Source organism: Streptomyces sp. NPDC051822 (assembly GCF_044452745.1).
Classification (GTDB): domain Bacteria; phylum Actinomycetota; class Actinomycetes; order Streptomycetales; family Streptomycetaceae; genus Streptomyces.
Genome location: NZ_JBITBZ010000012.1, coordinates 98910 through 122582, shown reverse-complemented (window position 1 = coordinate 122582; position 23673 = coordinate 98910). Strand labels below are relative to the sequence as shown.

The 23673-nt window shown below is 74.6% G+C and carries 17 protein-coding genes and 2 pseudogenes; 12 read left to right on the top strand and 7 right to left on the bottom strand.

The window, feature by feature from the left end:
* Positions 1-15: 15 nt before the first annotated feature.
* Positions 16-501, bottom strand: coding sequence for a hypothetical protein (locus ACIA8N_RS30215; protein WP_365780807.1), 486 nt, complete (start codon positions 499-501; stop codon positions 16-18).
* A 151-nt stretch (positions 502-652) separates the two neighbouring features.
* On the opposite strand from ACIA8N_RS30215, the gene ACIA8N_RS30210 reads away from it, so the two are divergent.
* Entirely contained in the window at positions 653-1810 is a 1158-nt protein-coding gene (locus ACIA8N_RS30210) for an ROK family transcriptional regulator (protein WP_365780808.1), read from the top strand.
* Between the two features lie 54 nt (positions 1811-1864).
* Here ACIA8N_RS30210 and ACIA8N_RS30205 read toward each other — a convergent pair whose 3' ends face one another.
* Both ACIA8N_RS30205 and sigJ read right to left on the bottom strand, forming a co-directional pair.
* A complete protein-coding gene (locus tag ACIA8N_RS30205) occupies positions 1865-2605 on the bottom strand; it encodes a GntR family transcriptional regulator (protein ID WP_365780809.1) in 741 nt (246 codons plus the stop codon).
* Positions 2606-2885: 280 nt separating this feature from the next.
* Positions 2886-3779: an RNA polymerase sigma factor SigJ gene (gene sigJ / locus ACIA8N_RS30200; protein ID WP_365780918.1), complete on the bottom strand. Its 894-nt coding sequence runs from the start codon at positions 3777-3779 to the stop codon at positions 2886-2888.
* A gap of 134 nt (positions 3780-3913) precedes the next feature.
* On the opposite strand from sigJ, the gene ACIA8N_RS30195 reads away from it, so the two are divergent.
* A complete protein-coding gene (locus tag ACIA8N_RS30195) occupies positions 3914-4744 on the top strand; it encodes an alpha/beta fold hydrolase (protein ID WP_365780810.1) in 831 nt (276 codons plus the stop codon).
* 48 nt (positions 4745-4792) lie between these two features.
* Here ACIA8N_RS30195 and ACIA8N_RS30190 read toward each other — a convergent pair.
* A pseudogene (locus ACIA8N_RS30190) lies at positions 4793-5629 on the bottom strand (EamA family transporter); the annotation flags it as partial.
* Positions 5630-5778: 149 nt separating this feature from the next.
* Here ACIA8N_RS30190 and ACIA8N_RS30185 point away from each other — a divergent pair.
* The 7 genes and pseudogenes from ACIA8N_RS30185 to ACIA8N_RS30155 all read left to right on the top strand — a co-directional run bounded on the left by ACIA8N_RS30185 (position 5779) and on the right by ACIA8N_RS30155 (position 15400).
* Entirely contained in the window at positions 5779-6189 is a 411-nt protein-coding gene (locus ACIA8N_RS30185; RefSeq protein WP_365780919.1) for a RidA family protein, read from the top strand.
* A gap of 29 nt (positions 6190-6218) precedes the next feature.
* Positions 6219-6503 (top strand): annotated as a pseudogene (locus ACIA8N_RS30180) (GntR family transcriptional regulator); the annotation flags it as partial.
* 128 nt (positions 6504-6631) lie between these two features.
* Positions 6632-7780 (top strand): PLP-dependent aminotransferase family protein, encoded by a 1149-nt coding sequence (locus ACIA8N_RS30175; protein WP_365780920.1) that lies wholly within the window; start codon positions 6632-6634, stop codon positions 7778-7780.
* A gap of 190 nt (positions 7781-7970) precedes the next feature.
* Positions 7971-9560 (top strand): alkaline phosphatase D family protein, encoded by a 1590-nt coding sequence (locus tag ACIA8N_RS30170; protein ID WP_365780811.1) that lies wholly within the window; start codon positions 7971-7973, stop codon positions 9558-9560.
* Positions 9561-9628: 68 nt separating this feature from the next.
* On the top strand, positions 9629-11005 hold the full coding sequence (locus tag ACIA8N_RS30165; protein ID WP_365780812.1) for an SWIM zinc finger family protein: 1377 nt from the start codon (positions 9629-9631) through the stop codon (positions 11003-11005).
* Positions 11002-13848, top strand: coding sequence for a DUF6493 family protein (locus ACIA8N_RS30160; protein ID WP_365780813.1), 2847 nt, complete (start codon positions 11002-11004; stop codon positions 13846-13848). Before ACIA8N_RS30165 ends, ACIA8N_RS30160 begins: the two co-directional genes overlap by 4 nt.
* An 88-nt stretch (positions 13849-13936) precedes the next feature.
* Positions 13937-15400, top strand: a complete 1464-nt coding sequence (locus tag ACIA8N_RS30155) for a GNAT family N-acetyltransferase (protein ID WP_365780814.1) — start codon at positions 13937-13939, stop codon at positions 15398-15400.
* On the opposite strand, the gene ACIA8N_RS30150 is transcribed toward ACIA8N_RS30155, so the two are convergent.
* Complete coding sequence (locus ACIA8N_RS30150) at positions 15300-16538, bottom strand: aminotransferase class I/II-fold pyridoxal phosphate-dependent enzyme (RefSeq protein ID WP_365780815.1); 1239 nt, start codon at positions 16536-16538, stop codon at positions 15300-15302. The two genes, ACIA8N_RS30155 and ACIA8N_RS30150, sit on opposite strands and share 101 nt — an antisense overlap.
* A gap of 59 nt (positions 16539-16597) precedes the next feature.
* Here ACIA8N_RS30150 and ACIA8N_RS30145 point away from each other — a divergent pair, with 59 nt between their 5' ends.
* The 3 genes from ACIA8N_RS30145 (at position 16598) to ACIA8N_RS30135 (ending at position 19384) form a co-directional block, all read left to right on the top strand.
* Positions 16598-17095 (top strand): Lrp/AsnC family transcriptional regulator, encoded by a 498-nt coding sequence (locus ACIA8N_RS30145; RefSeq protein WP_030209403.1) that lies wholly within the window; start codon positions 16598-16600, stop codon positions 17093-17095.
* A 49-nt stretch (positions 17096-17144) separates the two neighbouring features.
* On the top strand, positions 17145-18848 hold the full coding sequence (locus ACIA8N_RS30140; protein WP_365780817.1) for a DUF885 domain-containing protein: 1704 nt from the start codon (positions 17145-17147) through the stop codon (positions 18846-18848).
* Positions 18849-18934: 86 nt separating this feature from the next.
* Positions 18935-19384: an Lrp/AsnC family transcriptional regulator gene (locus ACIA8N_RS30135; RefSeq protein WP_365780818.1), complete on the top strand. Its 450-nt coding sequence runs from the start codon at positions 18935-18937 to the stop codon at positions 19382-19384.
* 43 nt (positions 19385-19427) lie between these two features.
* On the opposite strand, the gene ACIA8N_RS30130 is transcribed toward ACIA8N_RS30135, so the two are convergent.
* Together ACIA8N_RS30130 and ACIA8N_RS30125 are read right to left on the bottom strand one after the other, a co-directional pair.
* Positions 19428-22472 (bottom strand): SMC family ATPase, encoded by a 3045-nt coding sequence (locus tag ACIA8N_RS30130; RefSeq protein ID WP_365780819.1) that lies wholly within the window; start codon positions 22470-22472, stop codon positions 19428-19430.
* Positions 22469-23638, bottom strand: a complete 1170-nt coding sequence (locus ACIA8N_RS30125; RefSeq protein ID WP_365780820.1) for an exonuclease SbcCD subunit D — start codon at positions 23636-23638, stop codon at positions 22469-22471. Before ACIA8N_RS30125 ends, ACIA8N_RS30130 begins: the two co-directional genes overlap by 4 nt.
* Between the last annotated feature and the right edge of the window lie 35 nt (positions 23639-23673).

The following is a 23673-nucleotide window of genomic DNA, read 5'->3' as shown; positions in this document are numbered from 1 at the left end:
CTGGTCCTTCGGCCCTCAGGGAAGATCGAGGTCGGTTCCCCGGGGGACGTCGACGTCGGTTCCCCGGGGGACGTCGACGTCGGTGATCACGGCGAGGAGCTGGAAGGGCAGCTCCTTGTCCCACTGGGAGACGCCGAGGCCTATCCACCGCCCGTCCGCCCGCCACAGCCACACGCTCGGGGTGTGGGAGCTGAGAGTGGACCACGGCTCCGGCAGCTCCTCGCCCTCCATGCTCCGCTCCAGGACGGACCACAGACCCACCTCTTCCGGTGGCCCCCAGCGGGCGGTGAGCAGGACGGCGAGCCCGTCCCGCTCCGCCTCGTACTGCTCCTCGACGAGCACGCGGCGCGTGCCGTCGTCCTCCCAGAACTCCTCGCTCGTCGCGAGCTCCGCCACGTGGAAGCCCGGACCGCTGTCGAGGGGCCCGGACCGCTCCGGTCGCGCAGGGAAATCGCGGGAGCGCAGTAAGTCGATCGTCGCCAGGTGCCGTGCCGTGGTCATGGGTCCAGTAAAGCGGCCCGCACTGACAGTTGGCGTTCCGTCAGGAGGCGGGACGGGAGCGGCGCGGGCCGGGCCCGGGGGCGGCCCTCGCCGCGACCCGACCCATTGAGTACCATCCGCCGAAGAGGTGCACGAGCTGGAAGGACACACTGTGGGGCGGCTGACCGGCGGGGATCCGTCTCTGCTGCGGCGGATCAACTCCGCGGTGGTACTCCATGCGCTGCGCGGCGCCGAGGCGCCCACGCTCACGGACCTGACCCGGATCACGGGCCTCTCGCGGCCCACGGTCGAAGGCGTCGTCGAGGGCCTCATGGAGGGCGGTCTCGTCGTCGAGGCCGCGCCCGAGGAGGGCGAGACCCGGCGGCAGGGGCGGCCGGCGCGGAGGTTCCGCTTCCGCGCGGAGGCCGGTCATCTGCTCGGCATCGAGATCGGTCCGCACCGGGTGGCCGCGCTGCTGTCCGGTCTGGACGGACGGATCATCGGCGCCGGATCGCGCGAGGTGGCGGAGACGGCTCCCGAGGACGAGCGCCTCGACCGGGTGCGCACGGTCGTGGCCGACGTGCTGCGCAGGGCCGGGGTCGCCCGGTCCAACCTGCGGGCGGTCGGCGTCGGCACCCCGGGCATCGTGGAGGCCGACGGGACCGTCCGCCTCGGCACCGCCCTGCCGGGCTGGACGGGTCTCGCGCTCGGCGAGCGGCTGCGGCGGTCGTTCCGGTGCCCGGTGATCGTGGAGAACGACGCGAACGCGGCGGCCGTCGCCGAGCACTGGAAGGGTGCCGCGACCGACTCCGACGACATCGTGTTCGTCCTGGCCGGGCTGAGCCCGGGAGCCGGTTCGCTGATCGGCGGCCGGCTGCACCGGGGCTTCGGCGGCGCGGCCGGGGAGATCGGCGCGCTGCACCTGCTCGGTCAGGGCGTCACCCCCGAGCATCTGCTCTCGACCACGGACGAGCCGCTGCACCCGCTGGACGAGCAGGCGGTCGCCGAGGTCTTCGCGCTGGCCCGCAAGGGCGACGCGCGGGCACAGGCGGCGGAGGAGCGGTTCATCCAGCGGCTGGTGCACGACGTGGCGGCGCTGGTCCTCGCGATCGACCCCGAGCTGGTGGTGGTCGGCGGCTGGGCGGCCGGCCTCGACGGCGTACTGCAGCCGCTCCGGGACGAGCTGGCGCGGTTCTGCCTGCGGCCGCCACGGGTGGTGCTGTCCCTGCTCGGCGAGGCCGCGGTGGGAACGGGCGCGCTGCGGCTGGCCCTCGACCACGTCGAGGAGCAGCTGTTCGCGGTCGAGGGCACGGTGACGGCCCGCCGCTAGTGTCTGTCCGAGGACTGACCGGCGACGGGCCGTGAGTGTGACGGGTGTGTCGTCCTACGAGGCCATGACCAGGTCGACCGAGTCGCCGAAGGTCAGCCGGCAGGTGTCGGCGCGGTAGGTGGCCACGGAGACGGCGGCGGTACGCCCTCCGGAGAGGTAGCGGGTCGTCACCACCAGGACGGGCGCGCCCGGCAGCCGGTCGAGCTCCTTGGCGTCGTCGGCACGGGCGGAGCCGAGCTCCACGGAGCGGTCCTGGCCGTCGAGGGCGAGGTGCTGGAGTTCCCGCAGCACCGCGCGGGCGCGAGCAGGCCCCGCGGGTGCGTCGATGGCGCTGAGACCCGGGACGGAGCCGGCCGGTACGTACAGCAGCTCGGCGGCGACGGGCTGGTCCTGGCTGACGCGGAGGCGGCGGACGATGTGCAGCCGCTCCTCGGCGCCTGTCTCCAGGAGGCGTGCGACGGCGGCCGGTGCCACGTCGGAGGCGGAGTCCAGGGACTGCCAGGCCTCGTCGCCGACACCGGGCCAGGTGTGCTGGGTGGTGGAGACGTCGACGCCCACGCGCGGCGGGGCGACCGTGGTGCCGACGCCGCGGCGGCGCTGCAGCCGGCCTTCCAGCTCCAGCTGCTCCAGGGCCTGTCGGAGCGTGGCACGGGCGACGCCGAAGCGGGCCGCGAGCTCGCGCTCGTTGGGAAGGATCTCCCCGACCGCGAAGTCCGAGTCGAGCGCTTCGCCGATCACCGTCTTGAGGTGCTGGTACTTCGGCTCCGGTACCGATGCCAGCTGCGTGGTCCCCACCCTGATCCTCCGCAATTCGCCGTGTCCCGCGGCGGTTTTCCGCGCCCTTGTTTATTAAAGGTTCCTGCACTAACTCTGCGACCATAAGGCGAGCCTCCCCCTTGGTCAAGACCAATCCTCTGTCGAACGCCCCCGAATGTGACCCTCTGACCTAGATCGTTCACAGGACGTTCGCGCCCCCGTGAGCCCCGCGCAGCAAAAGGCCCCGCCTCCCGGGGTGGAGGCGGGGCGGGTTCCGGCCGCCCGGCGCGATCGCGTGCTTCCGGCGCCGTGGTGCGGCTCAGCGTTCGCCGGTGCCGGCGAGGCCCTGGAGCTTGTCGGGGTTGCGGATGACGTACACGCACTGGACGAGCCCGTCGCGCACCTCGAGTTGGGTGACGGTGTCGGGCCGCCCGTCGGCGAGGGTGAGGACGGCGGGGGCACCGTTGATCTCGACGAAGCGGATCTCGTACAGGGTGTCCGCGTCCCGTGACACGGCGGCGAGGAAGCGCCCGACCTTGTCGGCGCTCTCGATGATCCGGCGTGGGGTCCTGGCCTTGCCGCCGCTGTCGCCGACGAGTCGCGCGTCGGGTGCGAGCAGGGCGAGCAGCCCGCCGAGGTCACCGCCCGCCGCGGCGGCGAGGAAGCGCTCGGTGAGGTCGCGGCGTTCGACCGGGTCCACGTCGTAGCGCGGCTTGCCCTCGTCGACATGGCGCCGGGCCCGCCCGGCGAGCTGGCGCACGGCGGCCTCGGAGCGGTCGAGGGCGGTCGCGATCTCCCCGAAGGGGAAGCCGAAGGCCTCGCGGAGCACGAAGACGGCCCGCTCCAGCGGGGAGAGGGATTCGAGGACGACCAGGACGGCGAGGGAGACGGAGTCGGCGAGCAGGGCGCGCTCGGCGGTGTCGGGGGCGGCCGGGCCGAAGTCGGTGACGACGGGCTCGGGCAGCCACGGGCCGACGTAGGACTCGCGGCGCGACTGGGCCTGCCGGAGGCGGTCGATGGCGAGGCGCGTCGTGATCCGTACGAGGAAGGCGCGGGGCTCGCGGACGGCGGCCCGGTCCTCCGCGGTCCAGCGCAGCCAGGCCTCCTGGACGACGTCCTCGGCGTCGGCGGCTCGGCCGAGCATGCGGTAGGCGACGCCGAGGAGCATCTGGCGGTGCTCCTCGAAGAGTTCGGTCAGGGTGTCGGTCGCGATGTCGGTGGGCACCCCTCCATCCCAGCCCACCGCGGTCGGCCTGTCCAGTTTCGGACAGGGGCTTGAACTCCGAGCTACTCATCGGTAATTCTCCCTGACGGGACGTCTAAGAAGCTTCAGGACAGGGAGTCCGCATGCCCGAACGGATCGCGTTCACGTTTCAGGCCCCGGCGGGGCCCCGCACGGCGTCCCTCACGTACGAACGCCGGGGCTCGGGCGAACCGCTGCTGCTCCTGCACGGCATCGGACACCACTGGCAGGCCTGGGAACCCGTCCTCGACATCCTGGCCGCCGAGCGGGACGTGATCGCCGTCGACCTGCCCGGCTTCGGCGCATCCGACGAACTGCCCGACGGCTGCCCCTACGACCTGGCCGTCGTCGTCGCCGTGCTCGACGGCTTCTGCGCGGCCCTCGGCGTCGAACGGCCGCACGTGGCGGGGAACTCGCTCGGCGGACTGCTCGCCCTGGAGCTCGGCCGGGAGAAGCGGGTGCGCTCGGTCACCGCGCTCTCCCCCGCCGGGTTCTGGTCGGAGGGAGAACGGCGGTACGCCTTCGTGACGCTCCGGGCGATGCGGGGCGCCGCCCGGTCGATGCCCCTCCCCCTGATCGAGCGCCTGTCCCGTACGCCCGTCGGGCGCACCGCGCTCACCAGCAGCATCTACGCGCGCCCCGGCCGCCGTTCACCCGAGGCGGTCTACGCCGAGACGCTCGCGCTGCGCGGCGCCACCGGCTTCCGGCAGACCCTGGCGGCCGGCGGATCCGTGCGCTTCCGCGAGGACGTACCCGAGGTGCCCGTCACCGTCGCCTGGGGCACCCGCGACCGGCTGCTCCTTCCCCGCCAGGGCGTCCGGGCCAAGCACGCCCTGCCCGGCGCGCGGCTCGTCCGGCTGCCCGGCTGCGGCCACGTACCCATGAGCGACGACCCGGCTCTCGTCGCGCGCGTCGTCCTGGACGGCAGCCGCTGAGGTCCGCCCGCGCGTCCGCGTGAACAGGCCGGTGCCCACGGCGGCGCCGGCCCCCACGAGCAGGCTGCCGACCGCCTGCGGGAGGCCGAAGGCGGCGCCCGCGACCAGCGCGGCGCTCAGCGCGGCGGCGACCGGGATCGCGCCGGTGAAGAGGGTGGCCCGCTCCATGCCGACTCGCTGGACGCCCATGTAGAAGAGGACGAAACCGACCACCGTGGCAAGCGCCGCCTGCCAGATCAGGGCTCCCGTCTCCACCCCCGTCGGCAGGCGTACGAAGTCGGGTCCGTCCACCAGCAGGCCGACGAGCGTCGCCTCGGCCGCGCCGACCCCGCAGACGGCGGCCGTGAGCAGTTTCGGCCCGAGCAGCCGGAGCACCGGGACGGCGAGGACCGTGAACCCCACCTCGCCCGCGAGCGCCGCCACCGACCAGCCGATCCCGGCCGGATCCGTCCGCCCCCAGCCCTGCACGGTGAAGGCGCCCGCGGCGACGAGCAGCGCCCCGTACAGCACGGCGGGGGCGGGCCTTCGGCCCTCGACCAACGGGACCAGGACGGCGACGACGACCGGGGCGCAGCCGACGAGGACACCGGGCACGGCGGGCTCGGCCGTCCGCTCGGCGGCGAGGACCGCCAGGTTGAAGCCGACCATGCCGACGCCCGCGAGGGCGGCGAGCCGCAGCCAGTGACGGGCGGTCAGCTTCCGCAGCGGGGCGAGCCCGCCGCGGCCGAGGAGCGGGAGCAGAAGCAGACAGGCGGCTCCGTAGCGCAGCGCCTGACCACCCGCGTACGGGTAGGCGCCGAGCAGGCTGTTCGCGGTGAAGGAGGCTCCGACGAGGGCGTAGGCGAGGGTGACCAGGAGGACCCCGCGCAGGGCGTTCGCGTTCATGACTCCGACGCTAGGCAGCGGGGCGGCCCCCGTTGAGGTCCACTTCCCTCGCGCCATCGGGGACCACTTCGAGGCGGGGAAAACGCGGTGCGCGTCGGCGGCTCGCCGGTCAGACTCCCGGGATGACCACGACGAACACCCGTACCGGCATGGCCGACGCGATCACCCGCATCAATCCCGACGTGCTGCACCCGACTCCCGGCTACCACCACATCACCGTGGTGGAGGCCGGCCGCACCGCCTACCTGGCGGGACAGTGCCCGCTCGACCGGAGCGGATCCCTGGTCGGCCCGGGGAACCTCGGTGCGCAGGTCGACCGGGTCGTCGAGAACGCGCTCGCCGCCTTGACCGCGGTGGACGCGGAGCCGCAGCACGTGGTCCGCTCGGTGATCTACGTACGGAGCGAGGACAGGGACGACCTGGTGACCGCGTGGCGCGGGCTCACCGAATCCGGCCTCGGACCGGCGTTCACCACCGCGAGTACGCTCCTGGGCGTCGCGCAGCTCGGCTACCCGGGTCAGCTCATCGAGGTGGACCTCACGGTGGCACTGTTCGGCTGAAGGGGGCACGGCTGAAGGGGGCACAGGGGATGAGGAACCACGGACAGGCGGCGTGGGAGCTGCTCCTGCCGTCCGTCGACGCACCGGCGCGGCAGCGGGGACGGGCCCTGCAGGAGGCGCTGCGCGAGGCGGTGCGCTCGGGGCGGCTCGCGGCCGGGACCCGGCTGCCGTCGACGCGCGAGCTCGCGGCCGACCTGGGCGTCTCGCGGGGCCTCGTCACCGAGGCGTACGAGCAGCTCACCGCCGAGGGGTACCTGCGCAGCGGCCGGGGTGCGGGGACCTGGGTCGGTGAGGCGGCCAGGGCGCGGCGGACGGAACGGTCAGGGGCGGTGGACGATCGCCTCGGGCCGGGGGCGGCCGGTCGCCTCGGGCCGGGGCGGGCGGTCGCCTCGGGCCGGGAGCGGCCGGTCGCCTCGGGCCGGGAGCGGACGGCGGCGTGCCGGTGGGCGGGGTCCGCGCCCCGGCTCCGGTCCCGGTCCCGGCCGCCGGGACCGCCCGCGTCCTGGTGGACTTCCGTCCCGGGACCCCCGACCTGTCGCTCTTCCCGAGGGCCGCCTGGGCGGCCGCCCAGCGTGCCGTGCTCACCCGGCTGCCCCACCCGGCGCTCGGGTACCCGGACCCGCGCGGGCTGCCCGAACTGCGTGAGGCACTGGCCGGCATGCTGGCCAGGCGGCGGGGCGTGGTGGCCGATCCCGAGCGGCTCGTGGTCTGTTCGGGCGTGGCGCAGGCATCGACGCTGCTCGGCTTCGCCCTGCGGGCGCGGGGGCTCGACGCGGTCGGCATCGAGGATCCCGGCAGTCCCGAACACGGGCGCCTGTTCGCCTCGACCGGCCTGGACACGGTGTGGCTGCCCCTGGACGAGGAGGGACTGCGGCCTGAGCCGCTCGCCGCCTCGGGCGTGCGGGCCGTGGTCGTGACGCCCTCGCACCAGTTCCCGTCCGGGATCAGCTGGTCGGCAGGGCGCCGTGCCGCGCTCCTCGACTGGGCGCGGGCCGTGGACGGCTACGTCCTGGAGGACGACTACGACGGTGACTTCCGGTACGACCGGGCTCCCGTCGGCGCGCTTCAGGGCCTCGACCCGGAGCGGGTGGTCTACGCGGGCTCGGTCAGCAAGTCGCTGGCGCCCGGGCTGCGGCTCGGCTGGACGCTCGTCCCCGAGGCGCTGCTCGGCGAGGTGGTCGAGCGCAAGCGCACGATGGACCTCGGCAACCCCGTACTCGACCAGGCGGTGCTGGCGGAGCTGGTGACGCGGGGCGGGTACGACCGTCAGCTGCGCCGCTGCCAGCGCGCCTACCGGGAGCGGCGGGACGCGCTGCTCGGAGCCCTCGCGGAGCACCTGCCCGGGACCCGGGTGAGCGGCATCGCGGCCGGGCTGCACGTCATCGCGCGCGTACCGGCGCTTTTCGGGCCGCCGGAACGGTTCCTCGCGCGGGCGGCGGAGGCCGGGGTGGCTCTGCGGCCCCTGGAGGACTACGGCACCGCGCGGCCCGCCGACGGGGACGTACGGCTCGTCATCGGGTACGCGCACCTGGCGCCTTCGGCCGTGACGGCCGGGATCCGGCTGGTGGCGGAGGCGGTCGGCCGGGGGTGAGGCCGTCGCGGGCGAGGGACGAGCCTGGGGGGCGATGGGCGGGCCTGGGGGCTCTGGGCGAGCCCTCGGAGGCGACGGCGAGCCGAGGCCCGATGATCTGTTCACGCGGGGTTGGTGTGGGCGCCGCCCCCGGCCGTTAGGCATGGGGCGACGCACCGCCCCCGCCCGGACCCGCCTCGGAGGCCCTTCCATGTCCCAGCCCGTACCCGGCAGTTCCCCCTCCCCCGCCCGTCGCAGCGTGCTGCGCGGGTCGCTGGCCGCCTCGGCGGCGCTGACCCTCGGCGGCACCGGTCTCGCCGCCCCCGCTTTCGCGCTGTCGGGCCGGCCCGGTGCCGGGTGGGGCGTCCAGACGGGCGACGTCACGGCCTCCTCCGGTCTGGTGTGGGTGCGGTCGGACCGGCCGGCGCGGATGCTCGTCGAGACCTCGGCGAGCGAGTCGTTCCGCCGGGTCCGCCGCCACCAGGGGCCGCTGATCGGCGCGGGCACGGACTTCACCGGCACCACGGCCCTGCGCGGTCTGCCCGCGGGCGAGCAGATCCACTACCGGGTCACCCTCGCCGACCCGGACGACCCCCGCCGGACGGGCGAGCCGGTCACCGGAACCTTCCGTACGGCCCCGGAGCGGCGCCGCGACGGGGTCCGCTTCCTGTGGTCGGGGGACATCGCCGGGCAGGGCTGGGGCATCAACCCGGACATCGGCGGCTTCCGCGCCTACGAGGAGATGCGCCGTCTCGACCCCGACTTCTTCCTGTGCAGCGGCGACTCGGTCTACGCCGACGGGGTGATCCAGCCGAGCGTGACGCTGCCCGACGGCCGGATCTGGCGGAACGTCACCACCCCTGAGAAGTCCAAGGTCGCGGAGACGCTCGACGAGTACCGCGGCAACTTCCGCTACAACCTGCTCGACCACAACGTCCGGGCGTTCAACGCGCAGGTGCCTTCGGTGGTGCAGTGGGACGACCACGAGGTGCGCAACAACTGGTACCCGGGCCAGATCCTGGACGACGCCCGCTACACGGAGAAGGACGTGGACGTCCTCGCCGCGCGGGCCCTGCGGGCCTTCGGCGAGTACACGCCGGTCTCCACGCTCCACGCGCGCGGCGGCCGCGGGAACCGGATGCACCGGGTGGTGCGGTACGGGCCGCTGCTCGACGTGTTCGTGCTCGACATGCGCTCGTACCGGAACGCCAACTCCCCCGGCCGGCAGGCCGACGACACCACGGGCATCCTCGGCGCCGAGCAGCTCGCCTGGCTCAAGCGGGAGCTGGCCGCGTCCACGGCGGTGTGGAAGGTGCTCGCGGCGGACATGCCCCTCGGCCTGGTCGTACCGGACGGCTCGGCGAACTTCGAGGCCATCGCGCAGGGTGACCCGGGCGCGCCGCTCGGCCGTGAGCTCCAGATCGCCGAGCTTCTGCGATTCGTCAAGCACCGGCGGATCACCGGCACGGTGTGGCTGACGGCGGACGTGCACTACACCTCGGCGCAGCACTACGCGCCGGAGCGGGCCGCGTTCAAGGACTTCGCGCCGTTCTGGGAGTTCGTGTCGGGGCCGCTGGCCGCCGGCGGCTTCCCGGCGAACGCCCTCGACGCGACCTTCGGCCCCGAGCGGGTGTTCGTGCGGGCTCCGGAGCGGGCGAACCTTTCGCCGATGGAGAGCCCGCAGTACTTCGGCGAGGTCGACATCGACGGCCACAGCGGGGAGCTGACGGTGCGGCTGCGCGCCGAGGGCGGGACGGTGCTGTTCAGCAAGGTCCTGCGGCCGGGGCGCGTGGGGCAGTAACGCCTGGTCAGGGCGGGGAAGGAGGCCTGGCCCGGTGATTGTCAGTGGCGGGACCTACGGTCGTACCCATGACGCGATCCGTGCAGGCAATCGCCTACGTCCGCCCGTCCACGCTGGAGTCCACGGGCTCCGGCCGGCTGCTCGGTCTGGAGACGGCGGGGGGCCTCACGCCCCGGGGGGCCGAGGCCCATCCCCGCTTCTTCTCCGGCTTCCTGGCCTCCCCGCAGGTCGCCGCCCGAGGGCTGCTCGCGGTCGCCGACGTGGCCGCGGCCCGCTACCACCAGCGGACGAGGACCGGGTCGCTGGATCCGGTGGTGACGGGGAACGGGGACCGGCTGCGGTTCGAGTCGTTCTCGGGCTGCGGCGGGGTGTACGCGCGCCTGGACGTGCTCGACGAGGGACTCGGGGGTACGGAGACGGGGCACGGCACCACCAACGTCGACGTCAACGACCCGCTGCGGGAGGCGCTGTCGCGGATGACCGGGGACGATCCGCTGCATCTGCGGGTGGGCCCGGAGGAGATGGCCGTGACCACGCTCGCGGGGGCGGTCGTCGAGAAGAAGGTCCCGCTGCCGGACCGCTGGCTGCGCGGCTTCGCCGAGGCGCAGGTCGCCTCGGCCCGGTTCGATCTGCGGGCCGAGGTGAGCGGGGCGGAGGCCGTCCGCTTCCTGCGGTCTTTGCCGCGCGGCCAGGCCCGCGGGCGCGGGCCGCTGCGGATCTCCCCGTCCGGCCGGTCGCTGCGCCCGACGACCCGGCCGGGCGCCGGATCGGTGTGCCTGCCAGGCCCTGACCGGCTGGTCGCCCTGGAGCGGGTGCTGCGGCACGCGACGGGCCTGCGGGTGTACGGGCCGGTGCCGGACGGGGGCATGGCCACGGCGAGCGCCTGGGAGCTGACCCTGCCGGGCATGCGGCTCACGCTGACGCTGTCCCCCGATCCCGCGCGGGGCTTCTCCGGCGAGGGCGGGGTCCTGGAGGCGCTCGCGACGGAGGAGGCGGCCCAGGACGCCGAGCTGGTCGCGGTCCTGCTGGCCTGGGAGCCCCGGATCGACCTGGCCGACCTCTCGGCGCAGGCGGGGCTCACGGTCGACCGGGTGCGGGCGGCACTGACCCGGCTCGGCACGGCGGGCCGAGTGGGGTACGACGTGGCGGACGCGGGTTACTTCCACCGGGAGCTGCCGTACGACACGGACCGGGCCGAGCGGCACAATCCGCGTCTGGTGAGCGCCCGGCGGCTGGTCGCGGAGGGGGCGGTGACGCTCGAAGGGGATCTGGCGACGGTGGCCTCGGGCGAACGGCACTACCGGGTACGGGGGTCGGACGGGGTGCTCGGCTGCACCTGCCAGTGGTGGGCGGACCACCAGGGGCGCCGGGGCCCGTGCAAGCACGCGCTCGCGGTGCGGATGGTCCGGCGCGGCGCCGCGGTCCCCGCAGGGGCCGGGCGATGACGACGCCCCGGCCGGAGCGGCCGGACGAGACGGGCACCATGGGAGACGGCGTGGAGAGCGGAACGAGTGAGGGCGTGGGGGCCGGGATGGGTGAGGGCGTGGGGGCCGGGATGGGTGACGGCGTGGGGGTCGGGATGGGTGACGGCGTGACGGGTGTCGACGAGGCGGGCGTGACGGGGGTCGGCGTCGGGGAGGGATCCGGAGCCGAATCCGGGGTCGACAAGCTGCTCGCGGCGGTACGCGCGGGCGTGACCGCCGACGTGCCGGCGCTGCTCGAACCGCTGGACGCCGCCGAGCGCAAGGCCGCCCTCGCGCGGCTGAAGGTGCTCCGTGCCGAGGTGCGCGCCGGGCAGTGGGCCTCGCCCCCGTACCTGGCCAACCGCATCCGCAGCGCGATGTACGTGGCGGGCGCCGGCTGTCTGACGGGGGTCGCGGAGACCGCGAGCTGGCTCGGCGCGCGCGATCTGCTGATGTGGGACACGGACGGGCCGATGGCTCTCGCGGCGCTCGGCGAGCGCGATCCGGAGTGGGCGGCGGACCTGGCGGGGCGGCTGGCCAAACGGCAGGCCGTGGCGGAGAACAGCTACCCGCTCCTGCACGGTCTCGTGGTCCGCTCCGGGTACGCGGTCGCCCCGACGGACGGCTACGTCAACGGCTGGGTCTGGCACATCACCGACGACCGGCTCCTGGAGCGGCTCCGGGAGGATCCCCAGACGCCCACCCTGGTGGCCCACGCGCTCGCCATGGCCGAGACCCCCGAGCGGTTCACGCGGACGCTGCGTCCCGGCTCCCCGAGGCAGTGGCCCACGGCGCTGCGGACGCTCGTCGCGGAGGGACTCCTGGACCGGGCTCAGGTCCTGGACCTGTGTGTCTCCCGGCTGCTGCGCGGCGGCCCCATCCGGAACCTGCGTTTCCCGCTGGAGATGGTGCGGCTGCTCGAACCGGACTCGGACGAGCTGGCGAAGCGGATCCCCGACTGGGTCGGGATCGCGGCCGACGCGCCGTCGCTCGTCGCCGGATACGCCCAGGAGGTCCTGACGGAGCTCGCGTCGGCGGGGACGCTGCCGGTAGGAGCGCTCGCCGAGATGACGGCCGGAATTCTCTTCCGGACCGAGAAGAAGCTCGTACGGGCCCAGTTGGCGCTGGTCGGCAAGGTGCTGGCGCGGGATCCCGGCGCGGCGGGCGAGCTGCTGCCCGCGGTGACGGAGGCCTTCGGGAACGAGGACACGAGCGTCCAGGAGCGGGCTCTCAAGCTGGTGGGCCGTCATCTGGCGGCGGTGGAGCCGGGGGTGCGGGGTGAGCTGGCCGAGGCCGCCGGGCTGTTGAGCCCGATGCACCGGCAGGCCGCCGAGGCGCTGTTCGGCAGCGCGCTGGAGGAGCCGGCCGGGGCGCCGTACGAGGAGATCCTGCCGCCGGTGCCCGAGCGGCTGCTCGTCGCGCCTCCGGCGTCGACGGTCGAGGCGCTGGTGGCGGAGCTGGTGACGAAGGGGCTCTCGGAGGAGCCCGTGGCGTTCGAGCGGGCGCTCGACGGCCTTGTGCGGCTCGCGCACCGGGACCGGGCGGCTGTGGTGGAAGCGGTGCGGGAGGCGTTCCCCCGGACCGGATGGGGCGAGACCCACTACTTCACCCACCACACCCAGGGGATCGAGGTGGTCCTCGCGGGGCTGCTCGGTCTGCTCGACCAGGCGCGGATCGACCTCGGCCGGACGCAGGGGAACGGCTCGGACTCCTGTTTCCACCAGGCGCTTTCGGGGGTCTTCGACGCCCGGCTGTGGGAGGCGGCCGATCTGGTCGGCACGGGTGCGCTGCCGTTCCTCCTCGCCACCCCGACCTGGCACACCGGCGCGATCGACCCGCTGGTCCTGGTGGCACGGCTGCGGGAGTACCGGGACGCGGGCGCGGAGCCCGCTCCGGCCGATCTCGCCCAGGCCCTGCTCCGGGTGCTGCGCGACGACCCGTCGGCGGTGCGGGCCGCCGAGGAGGCGGCGGCGCTCGGCACGCCGGCCGGCCGCCGGCTCTCCGCGTGGCTGCGGCAGGAGGACGCCGTGGCGGCGTCCGTGCGGGTCCTCGAGCGGGGTGAGGACCGGTCCACGATGCCGTGGTGGCTGTTCGACCGGATCGTGGTCGACGTCACCGACCGTCCGACGGTGCGGGAGGAGTTCCCGCCCGCTTTCCACTGGCTGGGCGGCGCTCTGGAGGCGACGCCACGCCGCTGCTACCACTGGGTGGACAGCCGCGCGCAGTGGGCCGCCGTCCTGCCGAACGACCGCGAGGTCCTCGCGGCCTGCCTCCTGGCGACCCTGGCGTACTGCGTCGAGGGGGACTCGCGCGGGGCGACCGAGCCGCTGACGGCGCTGGCCGAGGCCCAGGGGCCGGTGGGCCGGGCGGTCCCGCTGACCCTGGCGTTCGGGCTCGGTTGCGCGGACTCCGACGACCGGCTGCGCGCGGTCGACGCCCTGCTCGTCCTGGCGTCGCGGGGCGAGCTTGACGCCCGGCAGGTCGGCGGCGAGCTGGCGTGGCTGGTCGGGGAGGGCTCGGTCAAGCCGAACCGGCTGGCGGACGCGGCCCGGACGGCAGCGCTCACCGGGGCGTACGGAACGGTGTGGGGGGTCCTGTCGGCGATGCTGCCGGACCTGCTCGCCGCCGCCAAGCCGGTGCGGGGGCTCGGCGAGGTGCTGGCGGTCGCGGCCGACTGCGTGGAGCGGTGCGGAGCGGGCGGCGACGTCGCCGGGCTCGCCGCGCTGGCCTCGAAGCGGGGTTCCACGCAGCTGGTCGTGCAGGCCGGACGACTGCTGAACGCACTGCGTCAGGGCACCGATCGGAGCCTGACACAAACGGTCTGAATCGCTCTTTAAGCCGCTAGATGGGCGCTTAACCCGTCAGTCACAAAGCGTTCGTGATCACGCAACACCACTGGGTCACAGTGAGGTCATGACCGATGTGACGTCTTCGAAGAGCACCCGCCGCCCGCACCACTGGCGGCACGACCTGATCGAGCTCGCCGCCCTGTTCACCGCCGTGGTGGTGGCCGACACGATCGCCAAGACCATCGCCAAGGGGCCCGAGGGCCCCTCGCTGCTGGTGTTCTCGGCGATCGCGCTGGTCGCCACCGCCGCCTTCCACACCTGGTGGGCACGGAGGCACAGTCATGCGAGCCATGCCCCGCCCTCCGGCCCTCCCGGCGGGCACTCCGCCCCGGCCTCCCCGGCCGGGGCAGCCGCCACGGGCGAGCGGCAGGAGCACGAGGAGGAGTCCGGGGTCCCCGTCGAGACCACCCTGTGGCGGATGCGGACCACCGTCGCGGACACACCGGGCAGCCTCGCCGCCCTGTGCACGGTCCTCGCCCGCCTGGGCGTGGACATCCTCACGCTCCAGACGCATCCGCTCGCCGACGGCACGGTCGACGAGTTCCTGCTGCGCGCCCCCGCCGGCCTCTCCGCCCAGGCGCTCGCCCGTGAGACCTCGGCGGCCGGCGGCCGTGACACCTGGACCGAGCGTGCCGACGCCCACGACCTGGTGGACACTCCCACCCGGGTCCTCGGCCTCGCCACCCGTACCGCGCTCGACGCGGCCGAACTGCCGCTCGCGCTGCGCCAGCTCCTCGGCCGCTGCACGCTCCACACCGTGCCCGCCGTCTCGCTCACGGGCCGTCCGACCGGCGAACAGGCTCCGGTCGAAGGCGTCCTCGAGGACACGGTCATGCGGCTGCGCGACCCCGACGGCGGCACGCTCATCGTGGAGCGGCCCTACCTCCCCTTCACCCCGACCGAGTTCGCCAGGGCCCGCGCCCTCGTGGAGCTCGACGCGCGTCTCGGCCCGCGCGTCCCGCGCAGCCAGGACGTGCTGACCCTGCCCGAGGGCAACGAGATCACCGTCCGCCGCGCCGACCAGCGCGATCTGGCCGCCGCGCGCGCCATGCACGACCGCTGCTCGGCCCGCACCCTGGGCCTGCGGTACCACGGCCCGGTCGGCGACGCGGACCGCTACCTCGACCACCTGCTCAGCCCCCGCTTCGGACGCACCCTCGCCGTGCAGACGACGTCCGGCCGTCTCGTCGCCCTCGGGCATCTGCTCTGGGACGGCGACGAGACGGAGGTCGCGCTGATGGTGGAGGACGACTGGCAGCGGCGCGGCATCGGCTCCGAACTCCTCGGCCGGCTGGTGGCGATGGCCGAGGAGGCCGGCTGCGCGAGCGTGTACGCCGTGACCCAGTCGTCCAACACCGGGATGGTGGCCGCGATGCGGGCGCTGAACCTGCCCCTGGACTACCAGATCGAGGAGGGCACCCTGGTGATCACCGCCCGCTTGGCCTCGGCGCCGCGACCGGCCGGCCGACCGCAGCAGGGACACCCGCAGGAGCAGCGGCACGAGGAGGTGCGGCGGGCGGAGCGCTGAGCGCCTGGGTGAGATCACGCCACAGGTCCTCGACGTCCTCGAGGCCGACCGACATCCGCAGGAGCCGGTCGCTGACGCCCGCCGAGCGCCGGTCTCCCTCGGCCACGATGCGGTGGCTGATGGAGGCCGGGTGCTGGATGAGGGTGTCGACGCTGCCGAGGCTGACGGCCGGAGTGATCAGCCGGACGCCGGCGATGACGTCGTGCGGTTCGCCGTAGACCTCGAAGGCGATCATGGCGCCGCCGATCCGCGGATAGTGGACCCGTGCGATCCGGGGGTCGGTGGCCAGTCGGCGTACCAGCTCCGCGGCGGTCGTGGAGGCCGCCCGCACCCGTACCGGCAGGGTGGACAGGCCCCGCAGCAGCAGGTAGCCGGCGAGCGGGTGCAGCACCCCGCCGGTGGCGAAGCGCACCTGGCGGAGGGTACGGGCGAACTCCTCGTCACAGGCGACGACGCCGCCCATGACGTCCCCGTGCCCGCCCAGGTACTTGGTGGCGCTGTGCAGCACGATGCGGGCGCCCTGGGCGACGGGCCGCTGGAGCACCGGGGTGGCGAAGGTGTTGTCGACCAGGAGCGGCACGGAGCCGCAGGAGTGCGCGAGGGCGCGGATGTCGGCCTCGGCGAGGGTCGGGTTGGCGGGCGACTCCACCATGACCAGGCCGGTGTCGGGACGGATCGCGTCCGCGACGCCCGCCGGGTCGGTCCAGGTCACCTCGGTGCCGAGCAGTCCCGCGTCGAGCAGGTGGTCGCTGCAGCCGTACAGCGGGCGGACCGCGACCACGTGCCGCAGGCCCTGGCTCGCCCGGGCGAGGAGGACGGCGGTGAGGGCCGCCATGCCGCTGGCGAAGGCGACGGCCGCCTCGGCGCCCTCCAGGCGGGCGAGGGCCTCCTCGAAGCGCGCGACGGTGGGGTTGTCGAGCCGGGCGTAGACGGGCGGCCCGTCGAGCCGGGCACCGGTGGTGGCGAACTCGTCGATCCGGGCGGCCTCGGCACGCGCGTCGTACGAGGGGTAGGTGGTGGACAGGTCGAGCGGCGGGGCGTGCAGCCCGAGCGAGGCGAGGTCTTCGCGGCCGGCGTGCACGGCTTCGGTGGCAAGGGCCCTCGGGGTGACCGAGGAGCCGTAGTCCATGGCGTCCATGGCGGCACTGTGAACGGATACCGGGAAGTAGGGGGAATCGGCCGTGCTACGTTCGGCTGATGGCCGATTCTGTCGTACTGGACGCGGTCGATCTGCACATTCTTCGCCTCCTGCAGAACGACGCCCGGACCACCTACCGTGAGCTCGCCGCCGAGGTCGGAGTGGCGCCCTCCACCTGCCTCGACCGGGTGGCGCGACTGCGCCGCACCGGTGTGATCCTCGGACACCAGCTACGACTAGATCCGGCCAAACTCGGCCGTGGTCTCGAAGCGCTCCTTCTCGTCCAGGTCCGTCCGCACCGGCGTGAACTGATCGGTCCGTTCGTCGACCGGATCCGCGCCCTGCCGGAGTCCCGCGCGCTGTTCCATCTGACGGGACCCGACGACTACCTGGTGCACGTGGCCGTGGCGGACCCCTCCGACCTGCAGCGACTCGTCCTCGACGAGTTCACCTCACGCCGTGAGGTGGCCCGCGTCGAGACCCGGCTGATCTTCCAGGAGTGGGAGTGCGGCCCTCTTCTGCCGCCCTCCGCGGGCCCTTCCTTGTCAGCCGACTGAGGCCGGACGAGGGTGACGCGGGCCCTCCGGAGACGCCAGGATGACCCGCATGCCAGAGATTTCCAGCAGCCCGCTGCCCCGCCAGGTCGCCGACGACCACGTCGACGCACTCATCGCCCTCGACCCGATCACCGGTACGTATCTGGGAGTCAAGGAGAGTGCCGGACTGCTGCCGGACTTCTCGCCCGCCGGCCAGCGGGCCGTGGCCGACCTGGCCCGCCGCACGCTCGCCCGGCTCGACCTGGCGGAGCGCGCCCCGGGCGCGGACAGCGAGGCGGAGCGGCGGTGCGCCCGGCTGCTGCGGGAGCGCCTGACGGCGGAACTCGCCGTGCACGAGGCCGAGGAGGGTCTGTGCGCGGTCAGCAACATGCGCTCGCCCGCGCACAGCGTCCGCATCGTCTTCACCGTGATGCCGACGGAGACCGAGGAGGACTGGGCGGCGGTCGCCGCGCGGCTGCGGGCGGTCCCCGCGGCCCTGGACGGCTACCGCGCGTCGCTCACCCTCGGCCTGGAGCGCAAGCTGTTCGCCGGGCCGCGCCCCACCGCCACGTTCGTCGACCAGCTCACCGAGTGGGCCGGCGCGGAGAGCGGAGGACCGGGCTGGTTCGAGGAGTTCGCCGGCGCGGGGCCGGCCACCCTTCCCGAGAAGCTGCGCACCGAGCTGGCGGAGGCGGGCCGGCGCGCCACCGGAGCCGTCACGGCGCTGCGGGACTGGATGCGGGACGTGTACGCGCCGGCCGTCGCCGACGCCCCGAACACGGTCGGCCGTGAGCGCTACCAGCGCTGGACCCGTTTCTTCAACGGCACCGATCTGGACCTCGACCAGGCGTACGCGTACGGCTGGACCGAGTACCACCGGCTGCTGGGCGAGATGCGGACCGAGGCCGAGCGGATCCTGCCGGGCGCCGACCCCTGGGAGGCGCTCGCCCACCTCGACGAGCACGGCACGCACATCGAGGGCGTCGAGGAGGTCAGGATCTGGCTCCAGGAGCTGATGGACGAGGCCATCGAGGCCCTCGACGGCACGCACTTCGAACTCGCCGGCCGGGTGCGCCGGGTGGAGTCCCGGATCGCCCCGCCGGGCGGCGCCGCGGCGCCGTACTACACCGGCCCGTCCGAGGACTTCGCGCGCCCCGGCCGGACCTGGCTGCCGGTGGACGGCACGACCCGTTTCCCCGTGTACGACCTGGTGTCGACCTGGTACCACGAGGGTGTTCCCGGGCATCACCTCCAGATGGCCCAGTGGGTGCACGTCGCCGACCGGCTCTCCCGCTACCAGGCGACCATCGGCAAGATCAGCGCCAACATGGAGGGCTGGGCGCTCTACGCGGAGCGCCTGATGGACGAACTCGGCTTCCTGCCCGACGCCGAGCGCCGCCTCGGCTACCTGGACGGCCAGATGATGCGCGCCTGCCGGGTGATCGTGGACATCGGCATGCACCTGGGCCTGGAGATCCCGGCGGAATCGCCGTTCCATCCGGGCGAGCGGTGGACGCCGGAGCTCGCCCAGGAGTTCTTCCAGCGGCACAGCAGCCGTCCGCCGTCCTTCGTGGAGAGCGAGATGACCCGCTATCTGTCGATGCCGGGGCAGGCGATCGGCTACAAGCTGGGCGAGCGCGCCTGGCTCCTCGGCCGCACCAAGGCGCGGGCGGCGCACGGCGACGCCTTCGACGCGAAGGCCTGGCACATGGCGGCCCTCTCTCAGGGCCCGTTGGGCCTCGACGACCTCGTGGAGGAGCTCGCCCGCCTCTGAGGCAGGGTGCCGGGACCAGGACCTCTCGGCGGGATTCCCCGGTCGATCACTTGATCGACCGGGGAATCCCCTGCTATTCCTCGTCCATGACCACCGACTACACCCCCGACGCCACCGACTGGCGCATCATCGAAGCCCTCCAGTCCGAGGGCCGCGCCAGCTTCGCCGAGCTCGCCCGTACGGTGTCGATGTCGCCGTCCGCGGTGACCGAGCGGGTGCGGCGCCTGGAGGAGGCCGGGGTGATCACCGGATACACGGCGATCGTCGACCAGGACCGGCTGGGCCTGGCCATCCTCGCCTTCGTACGGCTGCGCTACCCGCACGGCAACTACAAGCCGTTCCACGACCTGATCGACACGACGCCGGAGGTCCTGGAGGCGCACCACGTCACCGGTGACGACTGCTTCGTCCTCAAGGTCACCGCACGTTCCATGCGGCACCTGGAGGAGATCACCGGGAAGATCTCCACGCTCGGCGCGGTGACCACCAGCGTGGTCTACTCCTCGCCGCTGCCCCGGCGTTCGCTCAGCCGCTGAGAGTCAGCCGCTGAGAGTCGGCCTGACGCTCAGCCGCCGACGCTCAGCCGCTCAGCGCGTCGGCGCCGGTACGCAGCCGCACCGCCGAGCCGTGCCGCGCCTTGACGACCTCCAGCTGGGCCGGGATGCGCCGGCGCAGATCGCCGACGTGGCTGACGATGCCGACGCTGCGGTCGCGCTCGCGCAGGGAGTCCAGGACGTCGAGGACCTCGTCGAGCGTCTGCTCGTCGAGGCTGCCGAAGCCCTCGTCGATGAACAGGGTGTCGAGCCGAACGCCGCCCGCCTCGTCGGTGACGACGTCGGCGAGGCCGAGGGCGAGCGCGAGCGAGACGAAGAAGGTCTCGCCGCCGGAGAGCGTGGCGGTGTCGCGCTCGCTGCCGGTCCAGGCGTCGACGACGTGCAGACCGAGCCCGGCCCGCTTGCCGCCGGCGCGCGCGTCGGAGTGGACGAGGGTGTAGCGGCCTGAGGACATCCGCTGGAGGCGGGCGGTCGCCGCGGCGGCGACCTGTTCGAGGCGGGCCGCGAGGACGTACGACTCCAGGCGCATCCGGCGCTCGTTCTCGGCCGAGGTGCCGGCGGTGAGGGCGGCGAGGCGGGCCACCCGCTCGTACTCCTCACGGAGCGGACCCAGCCGGTGCACCTCGGTCACGGCCTGCCGGGACAGGGCGGCGAGGTCGGTCACGCGGTCCCGTGCGGCGGCCAGGACGGAGTCGGCCTCGCGGAGGGCGCGTTCGGCCGCCGTGTGGGCGGCCGCGGCGGCGGCGGGGTCGGCGGGCGGGAGCGCGGCGGCGGCCGCGGTTCCGGGCTCGGCGAGCCGGTCGGCCACGGCGGCGGACTCGGCCTGCCAGGCGTCCACGCGGTGCTGGTGTTCCCGGCGTTCGCTCTCGCGGAGGAGCGCGGCGGCGGCCTCGGCCGGGGTGGCGAAACCGGCGCGGTAGGCGGCGTCGGCGAGCCGGTCGTCGGCCTCCTTGAGGCGCTGGGCGGCGAGTTCGGCGGAGCGTACGGCGCCGTTGGCGTCGACCAGGAGGGCGATCCGGCGTTCCAGGCGGGTGGCGTGCTCGGCCACGCTGGCGAACGCGCCACGCCCTCGGGCGACCTCCTCGTCGAGCGCGGCCTGCTCCCGGTCGAGGGCCTCGCGCCGGGAGGTGCGCGCGGCGACCCGCCGCTCGGCCTCGCGCTGGGCTCCGACGCGCTCCTCGTACTCCCGCTCGGCCCGTGCGAGGGCCTCCCGCGCGCTGTGGGTCTGCCCGGCGAGGGCGTGGGCCTCGGCGTGGAGGCGGGTCAACTCCGCCACCTCGTGGGTGAGTGCGAGCACCGATGGCTCGTCCGTCGGGCCCTCCGCGGTCGAGCCCGCGCGGACCTCCGCGCGGGCCGTGGACCAGGACTCGCGGGTGACGGCCAGTTCGCGTTCGGCGGCCGTACGGGTCTCCTCCGCGCGGGTGTAGGCCGCGTAGGCCGCTTCCTCGGTGGCGCGGTCGACGTGGTCGGCGGTGGTGCGGGCGGGGGCCGGGTGGTCGGTCGAGCCGCAGACCTGGCAGGGGTCGCCCGCGCTGAGCGTGACCGCGAGTTCGGCGGCGATGCCCTCCAGACGACGGGACTTGACGTCGAGCCAGCTCTCGTGGGCGGTGTTCCGCCGCTCGCGGGCGTCCGCCAGGCGTGCCTCGGCCGCCTCGGTGTCCTGGGCGAGGGCGTCACGGCGGCGGGCCGCCGCGAGCCGGCGGCGGGCGGGCTCCAGGCGGCCCGCGAGGTGTTCGGCGCGGGCGGCGGCGTCCCTGGCGGCCTCGACGCGCTCGGTGAACGCGGCCCGGCGCGGTTCCCAGCCCGCGAGCCAGTCGGCCGCGTCCCGCAGGACGTCGTCGTCGGCGCGCGCCTCGCGCGCGAGGACGGCACGCTCCTCGGTGAGCACGGCGGCGCGGCGCTCGGCGCGACGGGCCGCCTCCAGGCCGCCGAGTTCCTCGCGGAACCGGTGTTCGCGGGCGGAGAGCTGTTCGGCCCCGGCGTCGGCGAGGTCGGGGGGCAGCATGGCCCGGGCGCGTTCCCGGGCGGCGTGCGCGGCTGCGTGCTCGCGCTCGGCGTCCTGGCGCAGTCCGAGCGCGGGCGCCACCCGGTCCGCCTTGAGACTGCGGTCGAGAGCGGCCTGCAGCCGGTCGCGCTCGGGGGCGCGGGCGGCGAGCCGTTCGCGGCGCAGGAGCGCGTCGGCGTGCCGGGCCTGGCGGGCGGCGAGGTCGTTCTCGGCGTCGAGGGCGGTGCGGGCGGCGCCCTGGCGGGCCTCGGCGGCGTCGAGCCGCACGCGCGCGATGTCGAGAACCTCCCGCGCCTCCGTACGGGCGACGGCGGCCCAGGTCAGGACCTCCTCGGCGAGTCCGGGATCGCCGGGCCTGCCCTCGACGGAGGTACGGGCGACGCCGAGGCCTCCGGCGGCCTGGCCCATCCGGTGGGCGAGGGCGAGGAGCCGCTCGTCCCCCTCCTCGACCTGCTGCTGCGCGGTGCGCCGGAGCTCGGCGAGGCGTTCCTCGACGGCGGCGAAGCGGCGGGTGTCGAAGAGGCGGCCGAGGAGCCTGCCCCGGGCCTCGGCGTCGGCCCGCAGGAAGCGGGCGAAGTCGCCCTGCGGGAGGAGGACGACCTGGCAGAACTGCTCGCGGCTCATGCCGACGAGCTGGGTGATCTCCTCGCCCGTCTCCTGGTGGGAGCGGCTGAGGCCGGCCCAGGTGCCGGTGGCGGAGTCGTACTCGCGCAGCCAGGTCTGGGCCTTCTCGGTGGTGAAGCCGCCGCCGCGCTTCTTGGGGCGCTGCTGGGCGGGGCGCCGGGTGATCTCCAGGCGCCGCTCCCCCACGGTCAGGTCGAGGACGACCTCGGTGGTGGTGCCGACGGGGGCGTGGTCGCTGCGCAGGGAGGCGCCGGGGGTCTGGCGGACGCCGGGGACGCTGCCGTACAGGGCGAAGCAGACGGCGTCGAGGACGGAGGTCTTGCCGGCGCCGGTCGGCCCGTGCAGGAGGAAGAGTCCGGCGGAGGACAGGGTGTCGAAGTCGACGGTCTGCGTGCCACCGAAGGGGCCGAAGGCGGTGATCTCCAGGCGGTGCAGCCTCACCGGCCCACCTCGCGCTCGGCCGTGTCGACGCGTACGTCGTCGAAGGCGCCGTACAGGACCGTCCGCTCGGGCCCGTCGAGGGTCGCTCCGCCGCGTACGTGGGCCACGAAGTCCTCCGCGATCTGCTGGTCGGTGCGGTCCCTGAGCCGCTGGGCGTAGGAGGCGCCGGGGTCGGTGCCGGTCCGCTCGGGGTCGAAGACCAGGTTCAGGGTGTGCGGGAAGCGTGCGGTGAGCCTGGCCATCGGCTCGGCGGGGCGCACCGGGTCGGTGAGCGTGGCCTCGATCCAGGACTGTTCGTGGGGGGTGAGCGCCGGGTCGTCGAGGAGGTCGTCGAGCCGTCCTCTGATCCGGGCGAGGGGCCGCGGGACGGGGCAGTCGAGCCGTTCGGCGGTGTCGACGGCTCCGTCGGGGCCCAGGTCGATCAGCCACATCGTCTTGCGGTGGTCGGCCTCGGAGAAGGAGTACGCGAGGGGCGAGCCGGAGTAGCGCACGCGCGGGGTGAGGGTCTGGCTGCCGTGCAGGTGGCCGAGGGCGACGTAGTCGACGCCGTCGAAGATGCCGGTGGGGACGGCGGCGACGCCGCCGACGGTGATGTCCCGCTCGCTGTCGCTGGGCGCGCCGCCTGCGACGAAGGCGTGGGCGAGGACGACGGACCGGGTGCCGGCGGGCCGGCGGGCGAGGTCGGCGCGCACCAGGTCCATGGCGGCGGTGAGCACGGCCTCGTGGCCGGCCTTCGCGGCGCCGAGCCGGTCCCGGACGAGGGCGGGTTCCAGGTAGGGCAGGCCGTAGAGGGCGACCTCGCCGTGGGCGTCGGTGAGGACGACGGGGGTGCCGATGCCCGCGGGGTCGGTACGGAGGTGGATGCCGGCCCGCTCGATGAGTCCGGCGCCGACGCCGAGGCGGCGGGCGGAGTCGTGGTTGCCGGAGATCATGACGGTGGGCACGCCGGCGTCGGCGAGGCGGTGCAGCGCGGTGTCGAAGAGTTCGACGGCGGGCAGCGGGGGGACGGCCCGGTCGTAGACGTCGCCGGCGACGAGGACGGCGTCCACGCGGTGCTCGTGGACGGTCGCCACCAGGTGGTCGAGGAAGGCGGCCTGGGCGTCGAGGAGGCCGACGCGGTGGAAGGACCGGCCGAGGTGCCAGTCCGAGGTGTGCAGGAGTCTCACGATGCCGTCCCACCCCGCATGTGCGCCGCTCCTCG